The sequence below is a fragment of the Rhodoblastus acidophilus genome (assembly GCF_009720655.1).
Lineage (GTDB): Bacteria > Pseudomonadota > Alphaproteobacteria > Rhizobiales > Beijerinckiaceae > Rhodoblastus > Rhodoblastus acidophilus_A.
The window spans coordinates 56,841-74,034 of record NZ_WNKS01000016.1; the positions used below are offsets into that span (position 1 = coordinate 56,841).

At 64.6% G+C, this 17,194-nt stretch carries 17 protein-coding genes and 1 pseudogene; 2 read left to right on the forward strand and 16 right to left on the reverse strand.

Annotated elements, in window-relative coordinates; all coding sequences use genetic code 11:
• Positions 1 to 5 precede the first annotated feature (5 nt).
• The 8 genes from GJ654_RS15555 to GJ654_RS15590 form a co-directional block, all read right to left on the reverse strand.
• Entirely contained in the window at positions 6 to 878 is an 873-nt protein-coding gene (locus tag GJ654_RS15555) for a CheR family methyltransferase (RefSeq protein ID WP_155447093.1), read from the reverse strand.
• Positions 878 to 1,369 carry a chemotaxis protein CheW gene (locus GJ654_RS15560; protein ID WP_155447094.1) on the reverse strand — a complete coding sequence of 164 codons (492 nt, stop codon included), beginning with the start codon at positions 1,367 to 1,369 and terminating at the stop codon, positions 878 to 880. The genes GJ654_RS15555 and GJ654_RS15560 overlap by 1 nt, the downstream gene beginning before the upstream one ends.
• A gap of 2 nt (positions 1,370 to 1,371) precedes the next feature.
• Entirely contained in the window at positions 1,372 to 3,183 is a 1,812-nt protein-coding gene (locus GJ654_RS15565) for a methyl-accepting chemotaxis protein (protein WP_155447095.1), read from the reverse strand.
• 48 nt (positions 3,184 to 3,231) lie between these two features.
• Positions 3,232 to 3,750 carry a chemotaxis protein CheW gene (locus tag GJ654_RS15570; protein ID WP_155447096.1) on the reverse strand — a complete coding sequence of 173 codons (519 nt, stop codon included), beginning with the start codon at positions 3,748 to 3,750 and terminating at the stop codon, positions 3,232 to 3,234.
• Positions 3,747 to 5,756 (reverse strand): chemotaxis protein CheA, encoded by a 2,010-nt coding sequence (locus GJ654_RS15575; protein WP_155447097.1) that lies wholly within the window; start codon positions 5,754 to 5,756, stop codon positions 3,747 to 3,749. The genes GJ654_RS15570 and GJ654_RS15575 overlap by 4 nt, the downstream gene beginning before the upstream one ends.
• On the reverse strand, positions 5,753 to 6,121 hold the full coding sequence (locus GJ654_RS15580) for a response regulator (protein WP_155447098.1): 369 nt from the start codon (positions 6,119 to 6,121) through the stop codon (positions 5,753 to 5,755). The genes GJ654_RS15575 and GJ654_RS15580 overlap by 4 nt, the downstream gene beginning before the upstream one ends.
• On the reverse strand, positions 6,118 to 6,453 hold the full coding sequence (locus tag GJ654_RS15585; protein WP_155447099.1) for an STAS domain-containing protein: 336 nt from the start codon (positions 6,451 to 6,453) through the stop codon (positions 6,118 to 6,120). The genes GJ654_RS15580 and GJ654_RS15585 overlap by 4 nt, the downstream gene beginning before the upstream one ends.
• A 279-nt stretch (positions 6,454 to 6,732) precedes the next feature.
• Positions 6,733 to 8,172, reverse strand: coding sequence for a hypothetical protein (locus tag GJ654_RS15590; protein ID WP_196305577.1), 1,440 nt, complete (start codon positions 8,170 to 8,172; stop codon positions 6,733 to 6,735).
• Between the two features lie 66 nt (positions 8,173 to 8,238).
• On the opposite strand from GJ654_RS15590, the gene GJ654_RS20845 reads away from it, so the two are divergent.
• Both GJ654_RS20845 and GJ654_RS15595 read left to right on the forward strand, forming a co-directional pair.
• Entirely contained in the window at positions 8,239 to 8,511 is a 273-nt protein-coding gene (locus GJ654_RS20845; RefSeq protein WP_196305578.1) for a hypothetical protein, read from the forward strand.
• Between the two features lie 65 nt (positions 8,512 to 8,576).
• Positions 8,577 to 8,994 (forward strand): annotated as a pseudogene (locus tag GJ654_RS15595) (transposase); the annotation flags it as partial.
• 4 nt (positions 8,995 to 8,998) lie between these two features.
• Here the strand turns inward: GJ654_RS15595 and GJ654_RS15600 are convergent.
• The 8 genes from GJ654_RS15600 to GJ654_RS15630 all read right to left on the reverse strand — a co-directional run bounded on the left by GJ654_RS15600 (position 8,999) and on the right by GJ654_RS15630 (position 17,192).
• Positions 8,999 to 9,955, reverse strand: coding sequence for a CobW family GTP-binding protein (locus tag GJ654_RS15600; protein ID WP_155447101.1), 957 nt, complete (start codon positions 9,953 to 9,955; stop codon positions 8,999 to 9,001).
• 5 nt (positions 9,956 to 9,960) lie between these two features.
• Positions 9,961 to 11,661 carry an ASKHA domain-containing protein gene (locus GJ654_RS15605; protein ID WP_155447102.1) on the reverse strand — a complete coding sequence of 567 codons (1,701 nt, stop codon included), beginning with the start codon at positions 11,659 to 11,661 and terminating at the stop codon, positions 9,961 to 9,963.
• Positions 11,661 to 12,686: a uroporphyrinogen decarboxylase family protein gene (locus GJ654_RS15610; protein ID WP_155447103.1), complete on the reverse strand. Its 1,026-nt coding sequence runs from the start codon at positions 12,684 to 12,686 to the stop codon at positions 11,661 to 11,663. Before GJ654_RS15610 ends, GJ654_RS15605 begins: the two co-directional genes overlap by 1 nt.
• Positions 12,679 to 13,719 carry a uroporphyrinogen decarboxylase family protein gene (locus tag GJ654_RS15615; protein ID WP_155447104.1) on the reverse strand — a complete coding sequence of 347 codons (1,041 nt, stop codon included), beginning with the start codon at positions 13,717 to 13,719 and terminating at the stop codon, positions 12,679 to 12,681. Before GJ654_RS15615 ends, GJ654_RS15610 begins: the two co-directional genes overlap by 8 nt.
• A gap of 2 nt (positions 13,720 to 13,721) precedes the next feature.
• Positions 13,722 to 14,801, reverse strand: a complete 1,080-nt coding sequence (locus GJ654_RS15620) for a uroporphyrinogen decarboxylase family protein (RefSeq protein ID WP_155447105.1) — start codon at positions 14,799 to 14,801, stop codon at positions 13,722 to 13,724.
• The gene (locus tag GJ654_RS15625) at positions 14,798 to 15,463 is read right to left on the reverse strand and encodes a corrinoid protein (protein WP_155447106.1); all 666 of its coding nucleotides are present in this window, start codon (positions 15,461 to 15,463) and stop codon (positions 14,798 to 14,800) included. Before GJ654_RS15625 ends, GJ654_RS15620 begins: the two co-directional genes overlap by 4 nt.
• Positions 15,464 to 15,467: 4 nt before the next feature.
• A complete protein-coding gene (locus GJ654_RS21695) occupies positions 15,468 to 15,755 on the reverse strand; it encodes a 4Fe-4S dicluster domain-containing protein (RefSeq protein ID WP_425540396.1) in 288 nt (95 codons plus the stop codon).
• 261 nt (positions 15,756 to 16,016) lie between these two features.
• A complete protein-coding gene (locus GJ654_RS15630) occupies positions 16,017 to 17,192 on the reverse strand; it encodes a trans-sulfuration enzyme family protein (RefSeq protein WP_155447107.1) in 1,176 nt (391 codons plus the stop codon).
• Positions 17,193 to 17,194 lie beyond the last annotated feature (2 nt).

The window sequence follows — 17,194 nt, forward strand, 5'->3', positions numbered from 1 at the left end:
AGCCCTCAAGTCTTCTGGAAAATCGTGCCGCCGATGGAGCGGATCGGCAGGTCGAATCCGGTCACCGATTCGGAATGGCCGAGGAACAGATAGCCGCCGGGCTCGAGGCGCCGGCACAGGCGGTCGAGCACCTGGCGCTGGGTCGCTTTGTCGAAATAGATCAGAACGTTGCGGCAGAAAATGATGTGCATGGGATCGCCGACCGGATAAAGCTCGTCCATCAGGTTGAGCCGGGCGAAGCCGATATGGGCTCGCAATTCCGGGACCACCCGCACTTGCGAGCGGTCGCGCGCCGAGGTTTTCGTATAGCGCCGCCGCAGCGCCTGCGGAACCGGCGCCAGCATGTCCGCGGGATAGACGCCATGGCGGGCGGCGCGCAGCACATCGGTGCTCAGGTCGGTGGCGAGGATGAAGGTTTTCAGCGGGCCATGGGATTCGGCGAAATCGGCGCAGACCATGGCGATCGTATAGGGCTCGGCGCCAATCGAGCAGGCCGCGCTCCAGATGCGCAGGCTGTTGGCGCCGCGCCGCACGAACTCGGGCAGGATTGTTGCGGTCAGCGCGTCGAAATGGTTCGGCTCGCGAAAGAAATCCGTCTTGTTGGTGGTCACCGCATCGATGAGGAAAATGGCCTCGGTCTCCATCCCCTCGCCGTTGAACAGATGCTCGCAATAGTCGACGAAGCGTGAAAAACCGGTGGCGCGAAGCCGGCGCCGCAATCGCCCCTCGAGCATCAGCCGCTTGCTCTCCGGCATCTTTATGCCGCTGTAGGCGTTGATGAATTTGGCGAGACGACGGAAATCGCCCGGCGACAGCCGGTCGATTTCCGGGTCCGGAGCTTCGGCGGGCTCCGGGCTGAGCTTCGCTCCCTTCCGCATCAGGCGGCGCGCCATTCTTGCGGCGCTTCCGCCAGATCGGCGGCCTCGCCTTCCGAGAGCAGATGCGCGAGGTCGACGATGACGACAAAACTGTCGTCGCGGCGGACCACGCCCTCGATATATGCGCTCGCCCAGCGCGCGCCGATATCGGGCGCGGTGTCGACCTCGTCGCTGCGCGCCGCCGTCACCTCGAACACGCGATCCACCACAATGCCGAGGGTCAGCGCGCGGGCGCCGACCTTGATGTCGACCACAAGCACGCGGGTGTTGGCGGTCGGCTCGGTCGGGGTCAAACCGAGCCGCATGCGCAGGTCGATCACCGGAACCGCCTGCCCGCGCACATGGCACAGGCCGAGCAGGTGGCGCGGCCCGTTGGGAATGCGGAACGCGGGTTGGTGATCGAGGATTTCACGCACGACGCGGACCGGGAGCGCGAAGCGTTCCGCGTCGAGCGCGAAGGTCACGAGTTGCAGTTCGTCTGGCGCGCTCATGTTCAGGCGCTTTCACGGAAGTCATGGTCGTGCTCATCGCGCCCGCCCATGGACAGGTCGAGGGCGAAGCCTCGCGCGCGCTCCTGCTGGGCGTGCACCGGCGGCTTCTTTCCCGACGCGGCTTGCGGTTTGGGGGTGGCGGCGCGTTGCCCCGCGCGCGCTTGCGTCTTGCCCGCGGCCCGCCTGCGGTCGGAATCGGACTCGACCTTGAAGAACGCGATCGAGCCTTGCAATTCCTCGGCCTGGGAGGCCAGCTCCACCGAGGTCGCGGACATTTCCTCCGACGCCCCGGCGTTCTGCTGGGTGACCTGGTCGAGCTGCTGGATCGCCTGGTTGATCTGCGCCGCGCCAATGTCCTGCTCGCGGCAGGCGGCGGAGATTTCCGCGATCAGCTCGGCGGTCTTGCGAATGTCGGGCACCAGGCGGTTGAGCATTTCGCCGGCTTCCTGCGCCGATTTCACGGTGTCGCCGGACATTTGAGAAATTTCGCCGGCGGCGGCCTGCGAGCGCTCGGCGAGCTTGCGCACTTCCGAGGCGACGACAGCGAAGCCCTTGCCGTGCTCGCCGGCGCGGGCCGCCTCCACCGCCGCGTTGAGCGCCAGCAGGTCGGTCTGGCGGGCGATTTCCTGCACGATGGTGATCTTCTGCGCGATCGTGCTCATCGCCTGCACGGCGCGCGAAACCGCGTCGCCGGACAGTTCCGCGTCCCTGGACGACTGCCGCGCGATTTTTTCGGTCTGGGCGGCGTTGTCGGCGTTCTGCTTGATGTTGGCGGCCATTTCCTCCATGGCGGAGGAGGCTTCCTCGGCGGCCGAGGCCTGTTCGGTGGCGCCCTGGGCGATTTGCTCGGAGGCCGAGGACAGCTGTTCGGCGCCCGAGGACACATTGCCGGAGGCCAGCATGGCGTCGCTGACGACGGCGCGCAGCCGCTCCACCATCCGCGCCAGCGCCTGGCCGAGCGTGTCCTTGTCCGACAGCGGTTTGGGCGAAACCATCAGGTCGCCGTCGGCGATTTTCGCGGCGACGCCCGCCGTTTCGCGCAGATTGCCGGTCATGCGGCCGAGCGCGGTCATGAGGTCGCCGATCTCGTCATTGGCCTTGTAGCTGACATCCGCGTCCAGATCGCCGATGGCCACGGCCTCCGCGGTTTCGATGCCGCGCCGCAGGCCGCGCCCGATGCCGAGCGACATCCAGATGGCCACGGCGATGGCGAACAGCGTGGCGCCGGCGATGAAGGCCAGCAGCAGCGTGCGCGAGGTTTCATACTGGTGGTTGGTCGCCTCGGTGGTGGCGGCCATGTTGGCGATGATCTTGTCCGACAATTGCGCGATCAGGGCAGTGATCTTGGCGTTCGGCTCGGCGGCCGCGTGCAGGCTCAGGTCGGCGGCCTTGGCGTTGGATTCGGTGGTGTTCTCGGAGCCAAGCTCGACGATCTTGCGGCGAAGCGGTAGGAGCTGTTCGAGCGCTGCGTCGACTTCCCGCACATCCTTGACGACCTCGGGATTGCTGGAGGCTTTCAACTTGCCGGAATAGAAGATCGCCTCCTCAGTGGCCTTGGCCTCCTGTTTCTGGAACTTGGCGATGTCCTCGCGATCGGTGGCCAGAACGATGTTCTTCTCGTAACGCGCGCTGATGAGAAAAGCGGAGCCGAGACCGCGCACATTGTTGAGGTCGGCCGCCGGGCCTTGCACCAGATTGGTGATCGCGCCCTGCAATCCCGAGAGATTGGAGATCGCCAGCGCGCCCATCCCGCCGATCAGAGCGACGAGAAAGGCGAAGGCCAGTGCGAGTTTGAGTTTTATCGTCAGACGCATGATCGAGTCCTCGTGAAAATCATTAGTCGTGGGTTTGCTGGAATGGGCTCAGGTTTTCGGATAGCGGATGATTTCGGCGTCCGGCTTGCCTCGGCTGGCGTCGAACAGGGCCTGCAAGTCGGGGAAGATGATGACGGCGTCGCCGTGCTTGATGAGGCAGTCGACCAGTTCGGCCCTCCAGGTCATGCCGACGCGCGGCGGCGGCTCGGAGGCGTCCCTGGCGAGGGTGCGCACCTCGTTGACCTTGTCGGCCCGCAGGCCGACCAGACAGGGCGCGCCCGCGAACTCGATCTCGACGACAATGATGCGGCTGTCGATGGTCGGCTCCGTGCGCGCCATGCCGAAGGCGAAGCGCATGTCGGCGAGCGGAATGATCCGCCCGCGAAAATTGACCAGCGCGCCGACAAAGGGGCGGGCGCCGGGCACGATGGTCTCGGGGAGAAGATCGAGGATCTCGCGCACGATCGAGGCGTCGAGGGCGAAAGTCTCTCCGGAGACATCGAAGGTGAGCGCGTCGATCTCGCCGGTTTCCGACCACTGGGCTGATGTGCGAACGGCTGTCGTCATGCGATCGCGCGCAACCGCGCCTCCTGGTCCTGGCCGGCGGCCACGAGATTGACGATGTCGAGGATCAGCGCCACGCCGCCGTCGCCGAGAATGGTTGCGCCCGAAAACGTTTCGACGTCCTCATGCAGTTTCGACATGGACTTGATCACGGTCTGGTGGTCGCCGATGATCTGGTCGACCACGAGGCCGACCCGTTCCGCCCCGGTCGAGATCACCACGACCTTCTGGTGGGGATCGGGCGGCGACCCCGTCTGAAAGATTTCCCGCAGCCGGAGGAACGGGACCAGGCTGCCGCGCAGCGAGAGCAGGCTGCGACCGCGTGAGCGCGCCTCCTGCTCAGGCGCAAGTTCGAGGCATTCCTCGACCGCCGCCAGCGGAATGACGTAACGGCCGGCGCCGACCCGGACCAGCAGCCCGTCGATGATCGCCAGCGTCAGCGGAATGCGCAGCGCGATCTCCGCGCCCTCGCCCGGCCAGCTCTCCACGTCGATGGCGCCGCGCAGCGATTCAATGGTCTTCTTCACCACATCCATGCCGACGCCGCGCCCCGACAGGTTGGTGACCTGGGCGGCGGTGGAAAAACCCGGCTGGAAGATCATCTGCAAGGCCTCCTTTTCGGAGAGGACCTGTCCCGGCGCCACGAGGCCATTGGCTTCGGCCTTGGCGCGCACGCGCTCGCAATTGATGCCGCGCCCGTCGTCGCTGACGGAAATGATCACCTCGCCGCCGGACTGGCGGGCCGCCAGCGTGATGCGCCCGACCTCTGGCTTGCCGGCGGCCACACGCTCGTCCGGCGTTTCCAGGCCGTGATCGGCGGAGTTTCTGACGATGTGGACCAGGGGATCGGCGAGGCGCTCGATCACCGTCTTGTCCATTTCGGTGCTCTCGCCTTCGGTGACCAGCTCGATCTGCTTGCCGGTTTCGTGCTGAAGGTCGCGCGCCAGCCGACGGAACCGCTCGAACAGGGTGCCGACCGGAACCATGCGCAGCACCATCATGGTCGCGCGCAATTCGCTGGAGAGATTCTCGATCTCCTCGCTGACCGCGCGCAGCTCCTCGTTGGCGACAGCCGCCGCGATCTGCGACAGGCGGGACTGGGCGATCACCAGTTCGCCGACGCGATCCATCAATTCGTCGAGCCGGTCCGCGGGAACGCGCACGCTTTCGACGGCGCGGCGTGCGCGGACGCCATTGGCCTCCGTCGCGGACTTGGCTTCGGGAGTCGTCGCTTCCGTCGGCGTGACGAGGGCGGGAGGCGCATCCGTCGCCGACGGCGGTTCGGCGCTCGCCGGGCCGCGCATGTCGTCGATTTCGAGCGTCATGTCGTCCATGACGAACAGGAACACGTCCTCGATCTCGGAGCGGCAGACGTCGGCCTCAAGGAACACGGTCCAGCGCAGATGGAGCGCGGTGGGGTCCAACTGATCGAGCGGGGGAACGGCGCTGGCGTCGACCTGGATCTCGCACGCCCCCAGCTCGCGGAGATCGTCGAGAAAGGTCAAGGGATTGACCCCATTCAGCAGCGAATTTGGCGGCAAGGCGAAACGAATGCGCCAATGTCTTGCCGGAGCGCCGGCGTCTTCGAGCGGCGCGACGGTCTCCGTTTGGGCCGGGGGCGAAATCTGGCGCGCGCCGATATCGATGGCGGCGTGGAGTTGATCGAGCAATGCGACCTCTTGCCTGGCGTAATCGCCATTCGGGTGTTCCACCAGCGCCCGCATGTGGTCGCGCGCCGCCAGCACCGCCGCCACCAGTTCGAGCGTGGCGGGAACATGACCCTTGCGCACGTGGTCGAAGGCTGTTTCGCAATGATGGGTGAACGCCGCGAGCGCGTCGAAGCCGAACATCGCGCCCGAGCCTTTCAGCGTGTGCAAGCCGCGGAACACGGCGTCGATCTGTTCGCGATCGTCGAGCCGCTGTTCGAGATCGAGCAGCCCCTGCTCGACTTGTTCAAGCAATTCGCCGGCCTCGATCCGGAAAATGTCGATCGGATCGATTGTGCTCATTTGCCCACGACCTTGGAGACGAGTTTCAACAACTGCGCGGCGTCGAACGGTTTCGTCAGCCAGGCTGTCGCGCCCGCCGCCTTGGCGCGGGCCTTCATGTCGGCGTCGGATTCCGTCGTGAGGAACACGATGGGCACGCCAAGCTGAGTTGGCAGGCGCCGCAATTCCTCGATCATCCGCAGCCCGTCCATGCGCGGCATGTTGATGTCGGTGATGATCGCGTCGAAGCGGTGGGTCTTGGCCTTTTCCAGGCCGTCGAGGCCATCGACGGCTTCGGTGACGGCGTAGCCCGCGCCCGAAAGGGCGAGGCGCGTCGTCATGCGCATGGAAGCGGAATCGTCAACGGTCAGGATATTCGCGGTCATCGCGCTTGCTCCTCGTGAAGCCAGAAACGAACGGTGTCGGATGGCGAATCCGTCAGAAAGCCGGCGCGTTCGAGGACACGCCGAAGCGTCCCTGCCGCCGGGCGCGCAAGACTGATGGTCTTGCCATGGTCTTTTGCGTATTGGCGCGCCGAAGTGATCAGCTGGACAAAGCTCAGATCGACGAATGAATCGTCGTCGATGACTAGATTAAGCGCGTCAGTGGCGGCGAAGCGGTCAAGCAAATCGCGCCAGATATCCTTAATAGAGCGAATCGTAATATCTTCGCTAAAACAAACACTTGAACTCGATAGCTCCAATGACGGACCTTGCATGCGAATTCACTCCATATTTGCCTCTCTTATGAAGGATAACGCATGAACCATTCATTAAAAATGCAATATGAGGCAGCAGAATTTAAACAAGACGTCAAATCAGATGCTTAAGCATGACAATAAATACGAACCAATACGTCATATTAATTACGTACGTCATGTGAAATTGTGCATAGAGACTAGGATTTGCGCCAAGCGCGAGACGCGCGTCTTTCGGCGCCGGCAGCCGCGCTGATCTTTCGACGCCATGCTTTCGCGCTGATTCCGAACGGCGCGGGGCTAAAGGAAGAAGTCCTCGATCTCGTCTTCGGAAGCGCCGGTCGGACGCGCACACCGGTCCCCGATCTGGACCCGCGCCCGCATATCCGGAAACACGGTCAAATGAAGCTCCCGCTCGCTATCCATTGTGTAGAGCGCATAGACCTCATCGGAAAATGTCGTCACCGCGTCGGACGGGATCTGCGTCTGGACGGGGGCGGCGCTGGCCAATGCCTGGCGTAATGCGGCTGAGCACGTCGCCAGTTGTTCGCCCAATCCCCCGCTGAAATCGAGATCTCGGACGACCGTTTCAATGCGCCTGGCGATCGCTTCGCCCTCTGTCGCGATCAATTGCACGCTGCCGCCGGATTCCCTGTCCATTTCCTGAAGGGCGATCCCGACATCATCGAGGTCAGCGACCAAATCGCGATCGGCTTTGGCGCAGCCGGGATCGTCGCCACCCGAGCCAAGATCCGCCAAGGCTCGAAGCACGGCGGTCGCGCTTCGGCCCAGCTTGTCGCCTTCGAGATTGATCTCGGTGGCGATCGCGCCGATTGTCCGCCCGAGGTCGCCCATGCGGGAGCAATGCAGATAGGCGTTGATGGCCAGAAGGCGAATGTCGCCCTGAACACTCCGCAAATTGCCGATGTCGCTCCTGTTGTTGAGCAATTCGATGGCGAGGCGTCTTATGGTCGCATCGACGCTGGCCGATCGCCGTCCCGCCTCCTCGATCTCCACGACCAGTTGACGCATGGAGCCAAGCCGATCCTTGACCGACGGGTTGGTCGAATCGGCGCGGCTTTCGGACTGTGCGGCGAAATCTCGAACCAGATTGTGAATGTTCCGTGCGTCGCTGGCGACGCCTTGAAGCGTCGCGACGACGTTGCGCGCGTCCTTGTCGAACTCGGAGGATAGCGAAGCGGTCAGGACATCGAGGAGTTGCAATGCGGGACCATGAATTCCCGGAAATTCCGGCTCCAGCTGCATATGTTCGCGCATCGCCCGGATGATCTCCTGAACGTGCTCGATCCGTTGACGGGTCATATCGCCGATTTGCAGGGCCGACAGGGTGTCGGCGAACTTTTTCCCCGCCGCGCGCATGACCGGCGCCGCCCGCGCCGCCAGTCCTTCGAGATCGACGCGGCGGCGATCGATCGCTTTCGCCGCATCCATGAGTTGCGGCGCGGCGGCGCCGACGGCGCTTCCCACAACAGCGACGACATGTTGGTGCTCTTCGCCGATGCGCCCAAGCTCGGAGCCCATCTGAGTGACCTTGCGCAAGAAGCCCGCCACTTCCTGTTCCGCGCTCTGGACATATCGGGCGATTTCGTCGGCGAAGGACATGAACTTGTCGTTTCCGGCGGCGGCGACCCGCGTCGACACCGCGCAGGCGGCGAGATACCGGAGAATGGCGCAGATCTTGGAGATTTCATTCTGGATCTCCGTCAAACTTTGCGCCATCGCGCCAAGCTTTCCGTCTCGGGCGGTTTCGCTTCCGAGCCGGCCTTGCAATTCTGAAATCGCATTTTGCATTGCGCCGATCGTCTGATCGGCGCGCCGCTCGTCGAACGCTCCGGCGATCCGGTCAAGAGCCTGGATCAAGACCTGAATATGCTCGTGAACCTCGACAAGGACGTCGCCGGCGCCCAGGAAACGCTGTTCGATCGCTCGGCGAGCCTGTTCGAGTTGGTCATGGACGGCCAGAAAAAAGGCCGGGTCAAGCGCGGCCTTGCTCTCGGTCATGGAGGCTTCCATCGAAAATCTGAATACGCCGCGTACCGGGGCGCAATCTCGACATAGTCTTAGATGAAGCTTGCCAGAACCTTGTTTGCGATCAACAGGGATTTGTTGGCTCCGTCCTCGCGATGGAAGGTCTCTTCAGAGCGGAGCCGGGAAACGTCACGCTCACCGAACCGCGAATTGCCGCTTATGGCGCATTCTTCCCATCCAGCCATCGACCGGTGTTTTCTCGACTGGACCCGCATCTCGACCTCGGCGGCCTTCGCAACGCGCTGAAGCCGTTTTACAGCAACATCGGTCGGCCCTCGGTCGATCCGGAACTGATGATCCGCATGTTGCTGGTGGGTGATTGGGTCGGCATCCGCTCGGATGCGCCGTCGGTGCGAGGAAGTCCACCTCAACCTGGCGTACCGCTGGTTCTGTCGCCTCGGACTGGACGGCAAGGTTCCCGATCATTCAACCTATTCGAAGAACCGGCCAGGCCGCTTTCGCGAGAGCGACATCCTGCGTCATTTGTTCGGGAACATCGTCGAACGGTGTCTGGCGGTCAGTGGGTGGATACAGGAAAAAAACGTCGCACCTGCGTCTCCGTCAGCCGCTCGGCGATCACGACGACACGTGAGCGGCGCTCTTCGTCGGGCCACGTCGCCAGCGGTTCGGGAGGATGCAGGAAGTGCTGCACGCCATGGACGGCCGTTGGATGTCCCTCGATGTTCAGCACGCCTTTCATGCGAAGGATCGCCTCGCCATGAGCCTCCGTCAGGCGCGTGACGGCGTTAACAAACAAGTCCCAGGTGAAAGGCTTGTCGAGCCAAAGGCAGAACGCGCCAATGCCATGGGCGTGATCGTGGTCATGACCCCCGTTGCCGTTTCGCAGGTCGGAATACGGGATTGTGGGCGCGGGAGCCGGATCGAACAGCCAGGCGCTCTCCACGGCGCCATGATTGGCGGCGCGCAGGGGCGCCCATGGATTGATCTCCGCAATACGCTGCTTCAGCCGGGCGACCGCCAGCGAGGCGGCGATGTCGCTCTTGCTCAGAATGATGCGATCGGCGAGGGCGACCTGCTTGACGCTAACCTTGTGACGTTCGAGTTCGCGCAGCCCCTGCAAGGCGTCCACCACCGCCACCACGCCATCGACGCGGAAAAGTCCGGTCAGCTCCGGGGCCTGGACCAGCGGCGCCAGCAGCGGCCCGGGATCGGCGAGGCCGCTGGTTTCGACAACAACCCGCTCGAAGGGCAGGGCGGCGCGACGCGCGTGCAGATCAAGCAGGGTGGTCGCAAGGTCGCCGCCAATGCCGCAGCACAGGCAGCCGCCGCTCAGCACGACGAGCTGACCTTCGACCCGCCCGATCAGCGCCTGGTCCAGCGCAACCTCGCCGAATTCATTGATGACGACCGCGAACGGTCCCAGTTCGGGCCGGCGCAGCAAGGCGGAGAGCAAGGAGGTCTTGCCGCTGCCGAGAAAGCCGGTGACCAGTGTGACGGGAATACGAGTGTCCATGCCGGTCACGCCACCTCTTCGAGAGCGGGCCGCAACGGAGGGGGAAAAGCCATGGCGGCGACGAACACCTTGGTGAAGGCGTCGTCATTGGCCAGTTCCACGGCTTCGACCGAGCGCACCAGGCGTGCTAGGGCTTCACGGCTTGGCGCATGGGTCAGCAAGGCCTCCGCGCCTGTGCGCGAGGTATTGCCGACATAGGTCACCTTGCCGTCGAATTCGGGTGGGAACAGACCGATGTCGATCAGGCTGCGCACCGTCAGGTGATAGCCGAACGATCCGGCGATCAGCGCCCGGTCCACTTGCGCCGCGGTCAGCCCGTTGCGCCGCAGCAGCACGTCGATGCCCGCCCGCACGGCGCCCTTGGCGAGCTGCACCTGGCGGATGTCGCCCTGGGACAAATAGATGTCTGGGGTGAGATGGAATGCCGGCTTGCCGTCGCGCTCGCCGAAGCACGCCTGCAATCCCGACGGCAGGGCGCCGCGATTTTTTGTAAAGCGCCCCGACGGTTCGATCACGCCATGAACGGCCAGTTCGGCGACCGCATCGAGGAGTCCGCTGCCGCACAGGCCGGCCGGCGGCGCGTCGTCGATGGTTTTCACCGTCACCTCGCCGCCTTCAAGACTGACCCGTTCGATGGCGCCTCGGGCCGCCCTGATGCCGCAGGCGATGTTCATGCCTTCGAACGCGGGGCCAGCCGCCGTCGATGTCGCCTGCAGGCGTCCGTCGCGCGCTAAAACCATTTCGCCGTTGGTGCCGATATCGACGAACAGCGTCACTCCCTTTTCGTCGGCGAGGCTCGCCGCCAGCATGCCGGCGGTGATGTCGGCGCCGACGAAGCCTGACACAACGGGCGGGAAATAGACGAGGCCGAACGGTGAGATGATCAGGCCCAGCGCCTTCGCGGAATAATGCACGTCGCCGTTCAGCGTCGGCGTATAGGGATAGCGGCCCAGCGGTTCGGGATCGACTCGGGCGGCAAGGTGCAGCATGCAGGTGTTTCCCGCCAGAACCGCTTCGTAGATGCGCCGGCGCGGAATACCGGCCTCCACGGCGAGCGTGGTGATCAGCCGGTTGATTTCCGCGATCACCTCCGCGTTCAGCAACGCGAGGCCTTGCGCGTCGGACCCGAGCTTGATGCGCGACAGGACGTCCTGCGCATGGCGCGCCTGCGGGTTGAGCGCGGAAGCCGCCCCCACATGCGAGCCCGTGCCGAGGTCGATCAGCGACGCGACAAGGGTGGTGCTGCCGATGTCCACCGCCACCCCATAGGCGCGCGTGGTGGTGTCGCCGGGCTCTTCCGCCAGCGCGTCCCCGCCGGACAATATGTCCGTGACATTGCGCTCGGGACGGAAACGTTTGCCGATCCACGGCTCCAGCGGCAGGTCGATCTGCTTGCCGTGCTCCAGAATGCGCAGACCATGTTCGGCGCCCGCCGGCAGATCGAGCGCGATATCGGCTTCGACAAGCGTGGTGCACAGCAAGGCCCAGCCGTCGCGCCGGTCGTCGTCGCTCAATTTGCGGCTGTCGACGACGTGGGCGGCGCGGCGGGCTTCCTCGTCCAGACGCACCTTGCATTTTCCGCAGGTGCCGGCGCCGTTGCAGGGGGCTTCCAGGCGGACGCGGCCACGCCGCGCGGCGTCGAGCAGTGAGGTTCCCACCTCCACTTCGATGTGAATGTCGTGGGAGCGGAAATGCACCTGCGGCATCAGGCGTGTCCCTTCACGGTTTCGGTGAGCGCGCGGATGTTGTGGAGGCCCGTGGAGGTGCTCAATCCGCAGGCGGGAGAGATGATGTCGACGCCATCGCGGATCAGCCGCGCGGTGTTGCGCGAAACTTTTTCGGCTTCGCCGAATTCGAGCAGGGCGGTGCTGACATTCCCCATGGTGTTGATCCGCGGAAAATCCTCTTTCAGGCGCTTGAGATTGACCAGCGCGTCGACGCTGATGGCGTCGGCGTGAATGTTGGCGAGCTGGTTGCGGCTTTTGGACATGTCGCCGCAGATGTGGACGATCACCTGCTTGCCGCTGGTATGCACGGCGTCGCACAATTGGTTGAGGTAGCGCACGGCGAAATCCTCGAAAATGCGCGGTCCCAGGATTTCGCCCGTCGCCGTGGGGTCGCCGATGGCGATGACGTCGGCGCCGCTGTCGATGACCTCGCGGGCATATTCCACCAGCAGTCGCGTCACGTAATCGAGGACGCGATGGGCGTCCTGCGGCCGGGTGCGCAGCTCCTTCAGGAAGGCTAGCGGCGTGACCACGGAGGCGGCGGTGCTGACCGGCCCGGACAGGCTGGCGATCACCGGCGCATCGGGATTGCGCTTGCGCAGATGATGCGCGGCCTGCACCACGGTGGCGATGCGGCCCTCGCGGATGATCTTTTTCACGTCGCGGATTTCGACTTCGCCGCATGAAGCAAAGGCTTCCTCGGCGATTTTTGGCTCGCACGAAAGCGTGCCGGGATCGATGCGGCTTCCCAAAATTTCCGGCTCGACGGTCATGCAGAAGGGCACGCCGAGATTTTCGAAACCGGTGGCGGCATGGACGCGCTGGGCCAGCTCCGCCATGCCTTCGGCGTCGAAATGCGCCTCGGGCAGGGTTGGACTGTTCTCGTCCATCACCTGAACCACGGCGGCGTTCATCATGCCCCCCGTACAAATCACGGGGGCGCGATCCACCGGCTGGTTGGCGAGCACGCGGCTCAGACGTTCGCGCGGCGCCATGTCAGACATTTGAAGACTCCTGTGCGAGAAATGCGTGTGTTGCGCTGGTCATGGCGCGGATATTTTCAAGCGGCGTGATGCTCGACATCCCGCAGGTCGGCGAAAGCGCGTCAAACCCGCCTTCACCGGCAAGACGCGCCGCCAGTTTGGCGATTCCCCTCGGCTCGCCCTGGTGCAGCAGAAAGGTGCTGATATTGCCGATCAGGGCGGTCCCGGGCAGGGCCTCGCGCAGTTCGGCGACGCTGAGCGAGGCGTCTGGAATGTAGGCGTCGACGCCCAGCCGCGCGACGGAGTCCGCCGACCGGCCGAGCGCGCCGCACATGTGCAGCAGCGCGCGCCCACCGGCCTCATGGATTGCCGCCACCAGCCTTTGCAGATGCGGGACAACCGCCTGCTCAAACGTGCGCGGGCCGACGAGCGCGGGAGTCGTCGTGTCCTCGTGGATGGCGATGGCGTCGGCGCCGGCCGCGATCAACTGGCGCGCCCAGGCGATGAGGAAATCCGTGGCGTGGGCCGAAAGCGCCGCCGTCTCGCTCGGCTTCGTGCGCAATTCGCGCAGGAAGGCGGTCGGCTCGACCACGGCGGCGGCGATGCTGACGGGGCCGATCAGATTGGCGATGATCGGCAAGTCGCCGGCGTTTTGCGCCAGCAGCCGCACCGCCTCGACCGACACCTGGACACGTCCGCGCCGCAACAAATCCTCGACGGGGATCAGCGCGACCTCGGCGATGGATTTATGGGGCTCGCGAACGATCCGGGCTTCGGTGCGGGCGTCGCCCATGTCGATCTCGGCGCCGAAAACCTCGGCCTCGACGGTGACGCACAGGGGCACGCCGACGGATTCGAAACCGGTGATGCGAGCCGCCGCCAGGGCCAGTCCGGCCATGGCGGCGGCGTCGTCATGCGCCTCCGGGAGGGCGTATCCGGAGAGCGCCACGACCTCTTCGGGCGTCGCGGTCATGCTGCCGCCCGTGCAAATCACCGGCGCGCGGTCCACTTCCCGCCGCGCCAGCGCGCGGAAAAACCTCTCGCGGCGGTCCATGGTCAATACCGGCCGTAGAGACGCGCCGCCTGCACCATGGTGCGGGCGGACAGAAGATTGCCGTTGGGCGGGAATTCGCAGCCGCTGGAGAGAATGAAGCCGCCTTCGGCGATGCCAAACGTCTCGATCTGCTGGCGGCAGTCTTCCAGCACTTGCGCCTGCGAGAACTCATGACCGACTTTCGCCGGATCGGCGACGCCGATGCTGACCACTTTTTTCGCCCAGTTGGCGGCGTGCTCCTCCCAATTGGCCGCGCCATGCGCGGGATAGGCGTGGGAGATGGCGATGGGGTTGATGTGCTCCAGCACCGCGTCGAAATAGACGCCGCCGCCGCAATTGTGCACGATCACGGGCACGCCGGCGTCGCGGATGGCGTCGGCCACCGACTTGAAAATTTCGGCCTCGAATTTCACCCAGGTCGATTTCTTCAAAATGCTGGCCGAGGAATAGAGCGGATCGAGCACGATGGCGTGCGCGCCGGCCTCGATCTGGGCCTTGGCGTATTCGACGAGCACGTTGTTGATGGTGTGCACCGCCTCCAGCACGCGGTCGGGATGCCGGATGATGTCTTTAAAAAGTTCGGCATGGCCGCGAATCTGCGAGAGCACGCCGAGCGGGCCATAGACAAACCCCATGGTCGGCACGCGGTCGCCGCGCGCTTCGACCAGCCCGCGCACGATCTCGATCACCGTGGACATGCGCCGCGATTTGCGCGGATCGACGGCCTTGACCTTTGAATAATCGTCGGCCGTCTTGATGAAGGGATTGTCGAAATTGGGCGCCGCCGTGCTGCGTTCGGGAAAGATCACCTCCTGGCCAAAATCCTCGGCCTCGACGGAGAGATCGACCAGCGTCAAAAATCCGTCGAATTCGATCAGCTCCTGCGCCGCCAGCAGGCTGGCGACCGCGACCTTCGGGTCTTGCGACCAGCGGTCGTAGGAATAGCCCAGCACCCGGCATGAGGCGCCGCAGACCAGCGGCGCGGCGGGGACCCGATCCGGCTTCTTGTACTGCAAGGCGAGCACCACGCGCTCAAGCGGCGTGAGTTCCTCGCGGGTTTGGGTGCGAATGGAAATGGTCATGCGGCGTTGCTCAATCCGACGAGACGTTTGGCCAATTCCACCGCCTGCGCGGCCTTGGGGGCGTAGCCGTCGGCGCCGATGCGATCTGAAAATTGCTGAGACAGCGGGGAGCCGCCGACGATCACCTTGAAGCGGTTGCGCACCTTTTCCGCTTCGAGAATCGAAACCACTTCGCCCATGCGCTCCATGGTGGTGGTCATCAGGGTGGAGAGGGCGATCAGGTCGGCCTTCACCGCAATGGCGGTGTCGACGAATTTCTGCGGCGGCACGTCGCGGCCGAGGTCGTGGACCTCGAACCCGGCGACCTCCAGCATGATGCGCACCAGATTCTTGCCGATGTCGTGGGTGTCGCCCTGGACGACGCCAATGACGACGCGGCGGTTGAAGCCGGTGTGATGCGTCTTGATGTGCGGGCGCAGGATGGCGAGGCCGGCATACATGGCGTCGGCGGCGATCAGCAGTTCGGGGACAAAATATTCCTCCTCATCGAACAGCTTTCCGGCGCGGTTGACGCCCTCCAGCAGGCCGCGCTCGACGGCCTGCCAGGCGTCGTAGCCACGGTCGAGGACTTCCTGCGCCAGCAGTTTGGCCAGCTGCTCGTCCAGTTCGAAAACGGCGGTCGCAAGTTGCTCGTACAGTCTCTTCTGTTCTTCGGCGGGCATGAATTCACTCCACTGTGGGGGACGAGGGCGGCCGAACGCGCTCGGGCGCGCGGTTTTGAGGCGTCTGGGGCCGATGATTGGGCGGAACGATCTGCGCGACGCCGGACTGCAAGCGGATAAGACCGAACGCGCAGGCGGGGATGCAGGCGCCGCATCCCGCGCAATCGTCGGCCTGTATTCGAACGCCGCCCTCGGGCGCCGGCGCGATGGCGTTATTGAAGCAAGCCTCCAGACAGTCGGAGGGGCAGTCCGCGCATTGGGATGCGCTGGCGAAAGGCGGGGAGCCGATCATGAGCGGCGGAGCGTCCTGTTTTGCGCGCGCCGCGCATCATCGCGAGACGGCCAGAAGCACTATTAGTATACTAAATCTATCAATAAAATGATCTAAATCAATCGGGCGCCAGGGCCCCTGTTTTCATAAGAGAAAGCCGGCGATCGGGCGACGCCGCGCCGGCTCAAGATCGTGGGTCTCATACGGTTTCCGAACGATCCGTTCGGAAATCCTATTCCCCTCGCGTGGACATCCGCCCTTCGCCTGGAGGATTTCCGCGTATCATTCGATGCGCGCCAGCGCCGCGTCGAGATCGGCGACGAGATCGTTCGCGTCTTCAATGCCGACCGAAAGCCGCGCCAGGGAATCGCTGATCCCCGCCTTGGCGCGCCGCTCCGGGGGGATCGACGCGTGGGTCATCAGAGCGGGATGCTCGATCAGGCTCTCGACGCCGCCGAGGCTCTCGGCGAGCGTGAACAGGCGGCAGGACTCGAGGAAGCGACGGGCGCCCGCGAGATCGGTGGCGAGTTCGACCGAAATCATTCCGCCGCCGCCGCGCATCTGCCGGGTGGCGAGTTCGTGCTGAGGATGTGAGGCTAGACCCGGATAGATCACGCGCCGCACTTTTGAATGGCGCTCCAGCCAGGACGCCACGGCAAGAGCGTTGTCGCAGTGCCGACGCATGCGCACGTCGAGCGTCTTCACGCCACGCAATGTGAGGAAGGCGTCGAACGGCCCGGCGATGGCTCCGACGGCGTTTTGCAGGAAACCAACACGCTCCGCGAGATCGGCATTGTGGCCGACGATGGCCGCGCCGCCGATCACGTCCGAATGGCCATTCAGGTATTTGGTGGTGGAGTGGACGACGATGTCAAAGCCAAGCTCCAACGGTCTTTGCGCCCAAGGGGTCGCAAACGTGTTGTCGGCGACGGCGATGACCCCGTTTTCCCGGCAGATTTCGGCGACGGCCGCGAGATCGACGAGACGCAGCAGCGGATTGGTCGGCGTTTCCGCCAGCACCATGCGCGTTTCAGGCCGCAGCGCCGCGCGCAAAACGTCGGGGGAGGTCAGATCGACATAGCTCACGGTCAGGCCGGCGCTGCGCGCGCGCACGCGCTCCAGCAGGCGATAGGTTCCGCCATAGAGATCGTCGCCGGCGATCAGATGGTCGCCCGGCTGCAACAGCTCCAGCACCGCAGCGATCGCCGCCAGCCCCGAGGCGAAGGCGAATCCCTTGGCGCCGCCCTCCAGATCGGCGAGGCAGCGCTCCAGCGCCCAGCGGGTGGGATTGTGCGATCGGCCGTAGTCCAGCCCCTTGTGGACGCCCGGACTTTGCTGCGCAAAGGTGGAGTTGGCGTAAATCGGCGGCATGATCGCGCCGGTGGAAGGGTCGGGCGACTGTCCCGCGTGAATCGCGCGCGTTCCAAAGCCCTGCTTGATCCTGGAATTCATGTTCATGG

Excerpts from the sequence above, each read along its gene's own strand:
- GJ654_RS15605 (WP_155447102.1), bottom strand. The coding sequence starts at position 11,661 with ATGCCGCAGGTGCATTTCCGCTCCCACGACATTCACATCGAAGTGGAG.
- GJ654_RS15585 (WP_155447099.1), bottom strand. The coding sequence starts at position 6,453 with ATGCAAGGTCCGTCATTGGAGCTATCGAGTTCAAGTGTTTGTTTTAGC.
- GJ654_RS15600 (WP_155447101.1), bottom strand. The coding sequence starts at position 9,955 with ATGGACACTCGTATTCCCGTCACACTGGTCACCGGCTTTCTCGGCAGC.
- GJ654_RS15555 (WP_155447093.1), bottom strand. The coding sequence starts at position 878 with ATGCGGAAGGGAGCGAAGCTCAGCCCGGAGCCCGCCGAAGCTCCGGAC.
- GJ654_RS15590 (WP_196305577.1), bottom strand. The coding sequence starts at position 8,172 with ATGGCGCAAAGTTTGACGGAGATCCAGAATGAAATCTCCAAGATCTGC.
- GJ654_RS15630 (WP_155447107.1), bottom strand. The coding sequence starts at position 17,192 with ATGAACATGAATTCCAGGATCAAGCAGGGCTTTGGAACGCGCGCGATT.
- GJ654_RS21695 (WP_425540396.1), bottom strand. The coding sequence starts at position 15,755 with ATGATCGGCTCCCCGCCTTTCGCCAGCGCATCCCAATGCGCGGACTGC.
- GJ654_RS15615 (WP_155447104.1), bottom strand. The coding sequence starts at position 13,719 with ATGGACCGCCGCGAGAGGTTTTTCCGCGCGCTGGCGCGGCGGGAAGTG.
- GJ654_RS15575 (WP_155447097.1), bottom strand. The coding sequence starts at position 5,756 with ATGAGCACAATCGATCCGATCGACATTTTCCGGATCGAGGCCGGCGAA.
- GJ654_RS15570 (WP_155447096.1), bottom strand. The coding sequence starts at position 3,750 with ATGACGACAGCCGTTCGCACATCAGCCCAGTGGTCGGAAACCGGCGAG.
- GJ654_RS15620 (WP_155447105.1), bottom strand. The coding sequence starts at position 14,801 with ATGACCATTTCCATTCGCACCCAAACCCGCGAGGAACTCACGCCGCTT.
- GJ654_RS15560 (WP_155447094.1), bottom strand. The coding sequence starts at position 1,369 with ATGAGCGCGCCAGACGAACTGCAACTCGTGACCTTCGCGCTCGACGCG.
- GJ654_RS15625 (WP_155447106.1), bottom strand. The coding sequence starts at position 15,463 with ATGCCCGCCGAAGAACAGAAGAGACTGTACGAGCAACTTGCGACCGCC.
- GJ654_RS15580 (WP_155447098.1), bottom strand. The coding sequence starts at position 6,121 with ATGACCGCGAATATCCTGACCGTTGACGATTCCGCTTCCATGCGCATG.
- GJ654_RS15610 (WP_155447103.1), bottom strand. The coding sequence starts at position 12,686 with ATGTCTGACATGGCGCCGCGCGAACGTCTGAGCCGCGTGCTCGCCAAC.
- GJ654_RS15565 (WP_155447095.1), bottom strand. The coding sequence starts at position 3,183 with ATGCGTCTGACGATAAAACTCAAACTCGCACTGGCCTTCGCCTTTCTC.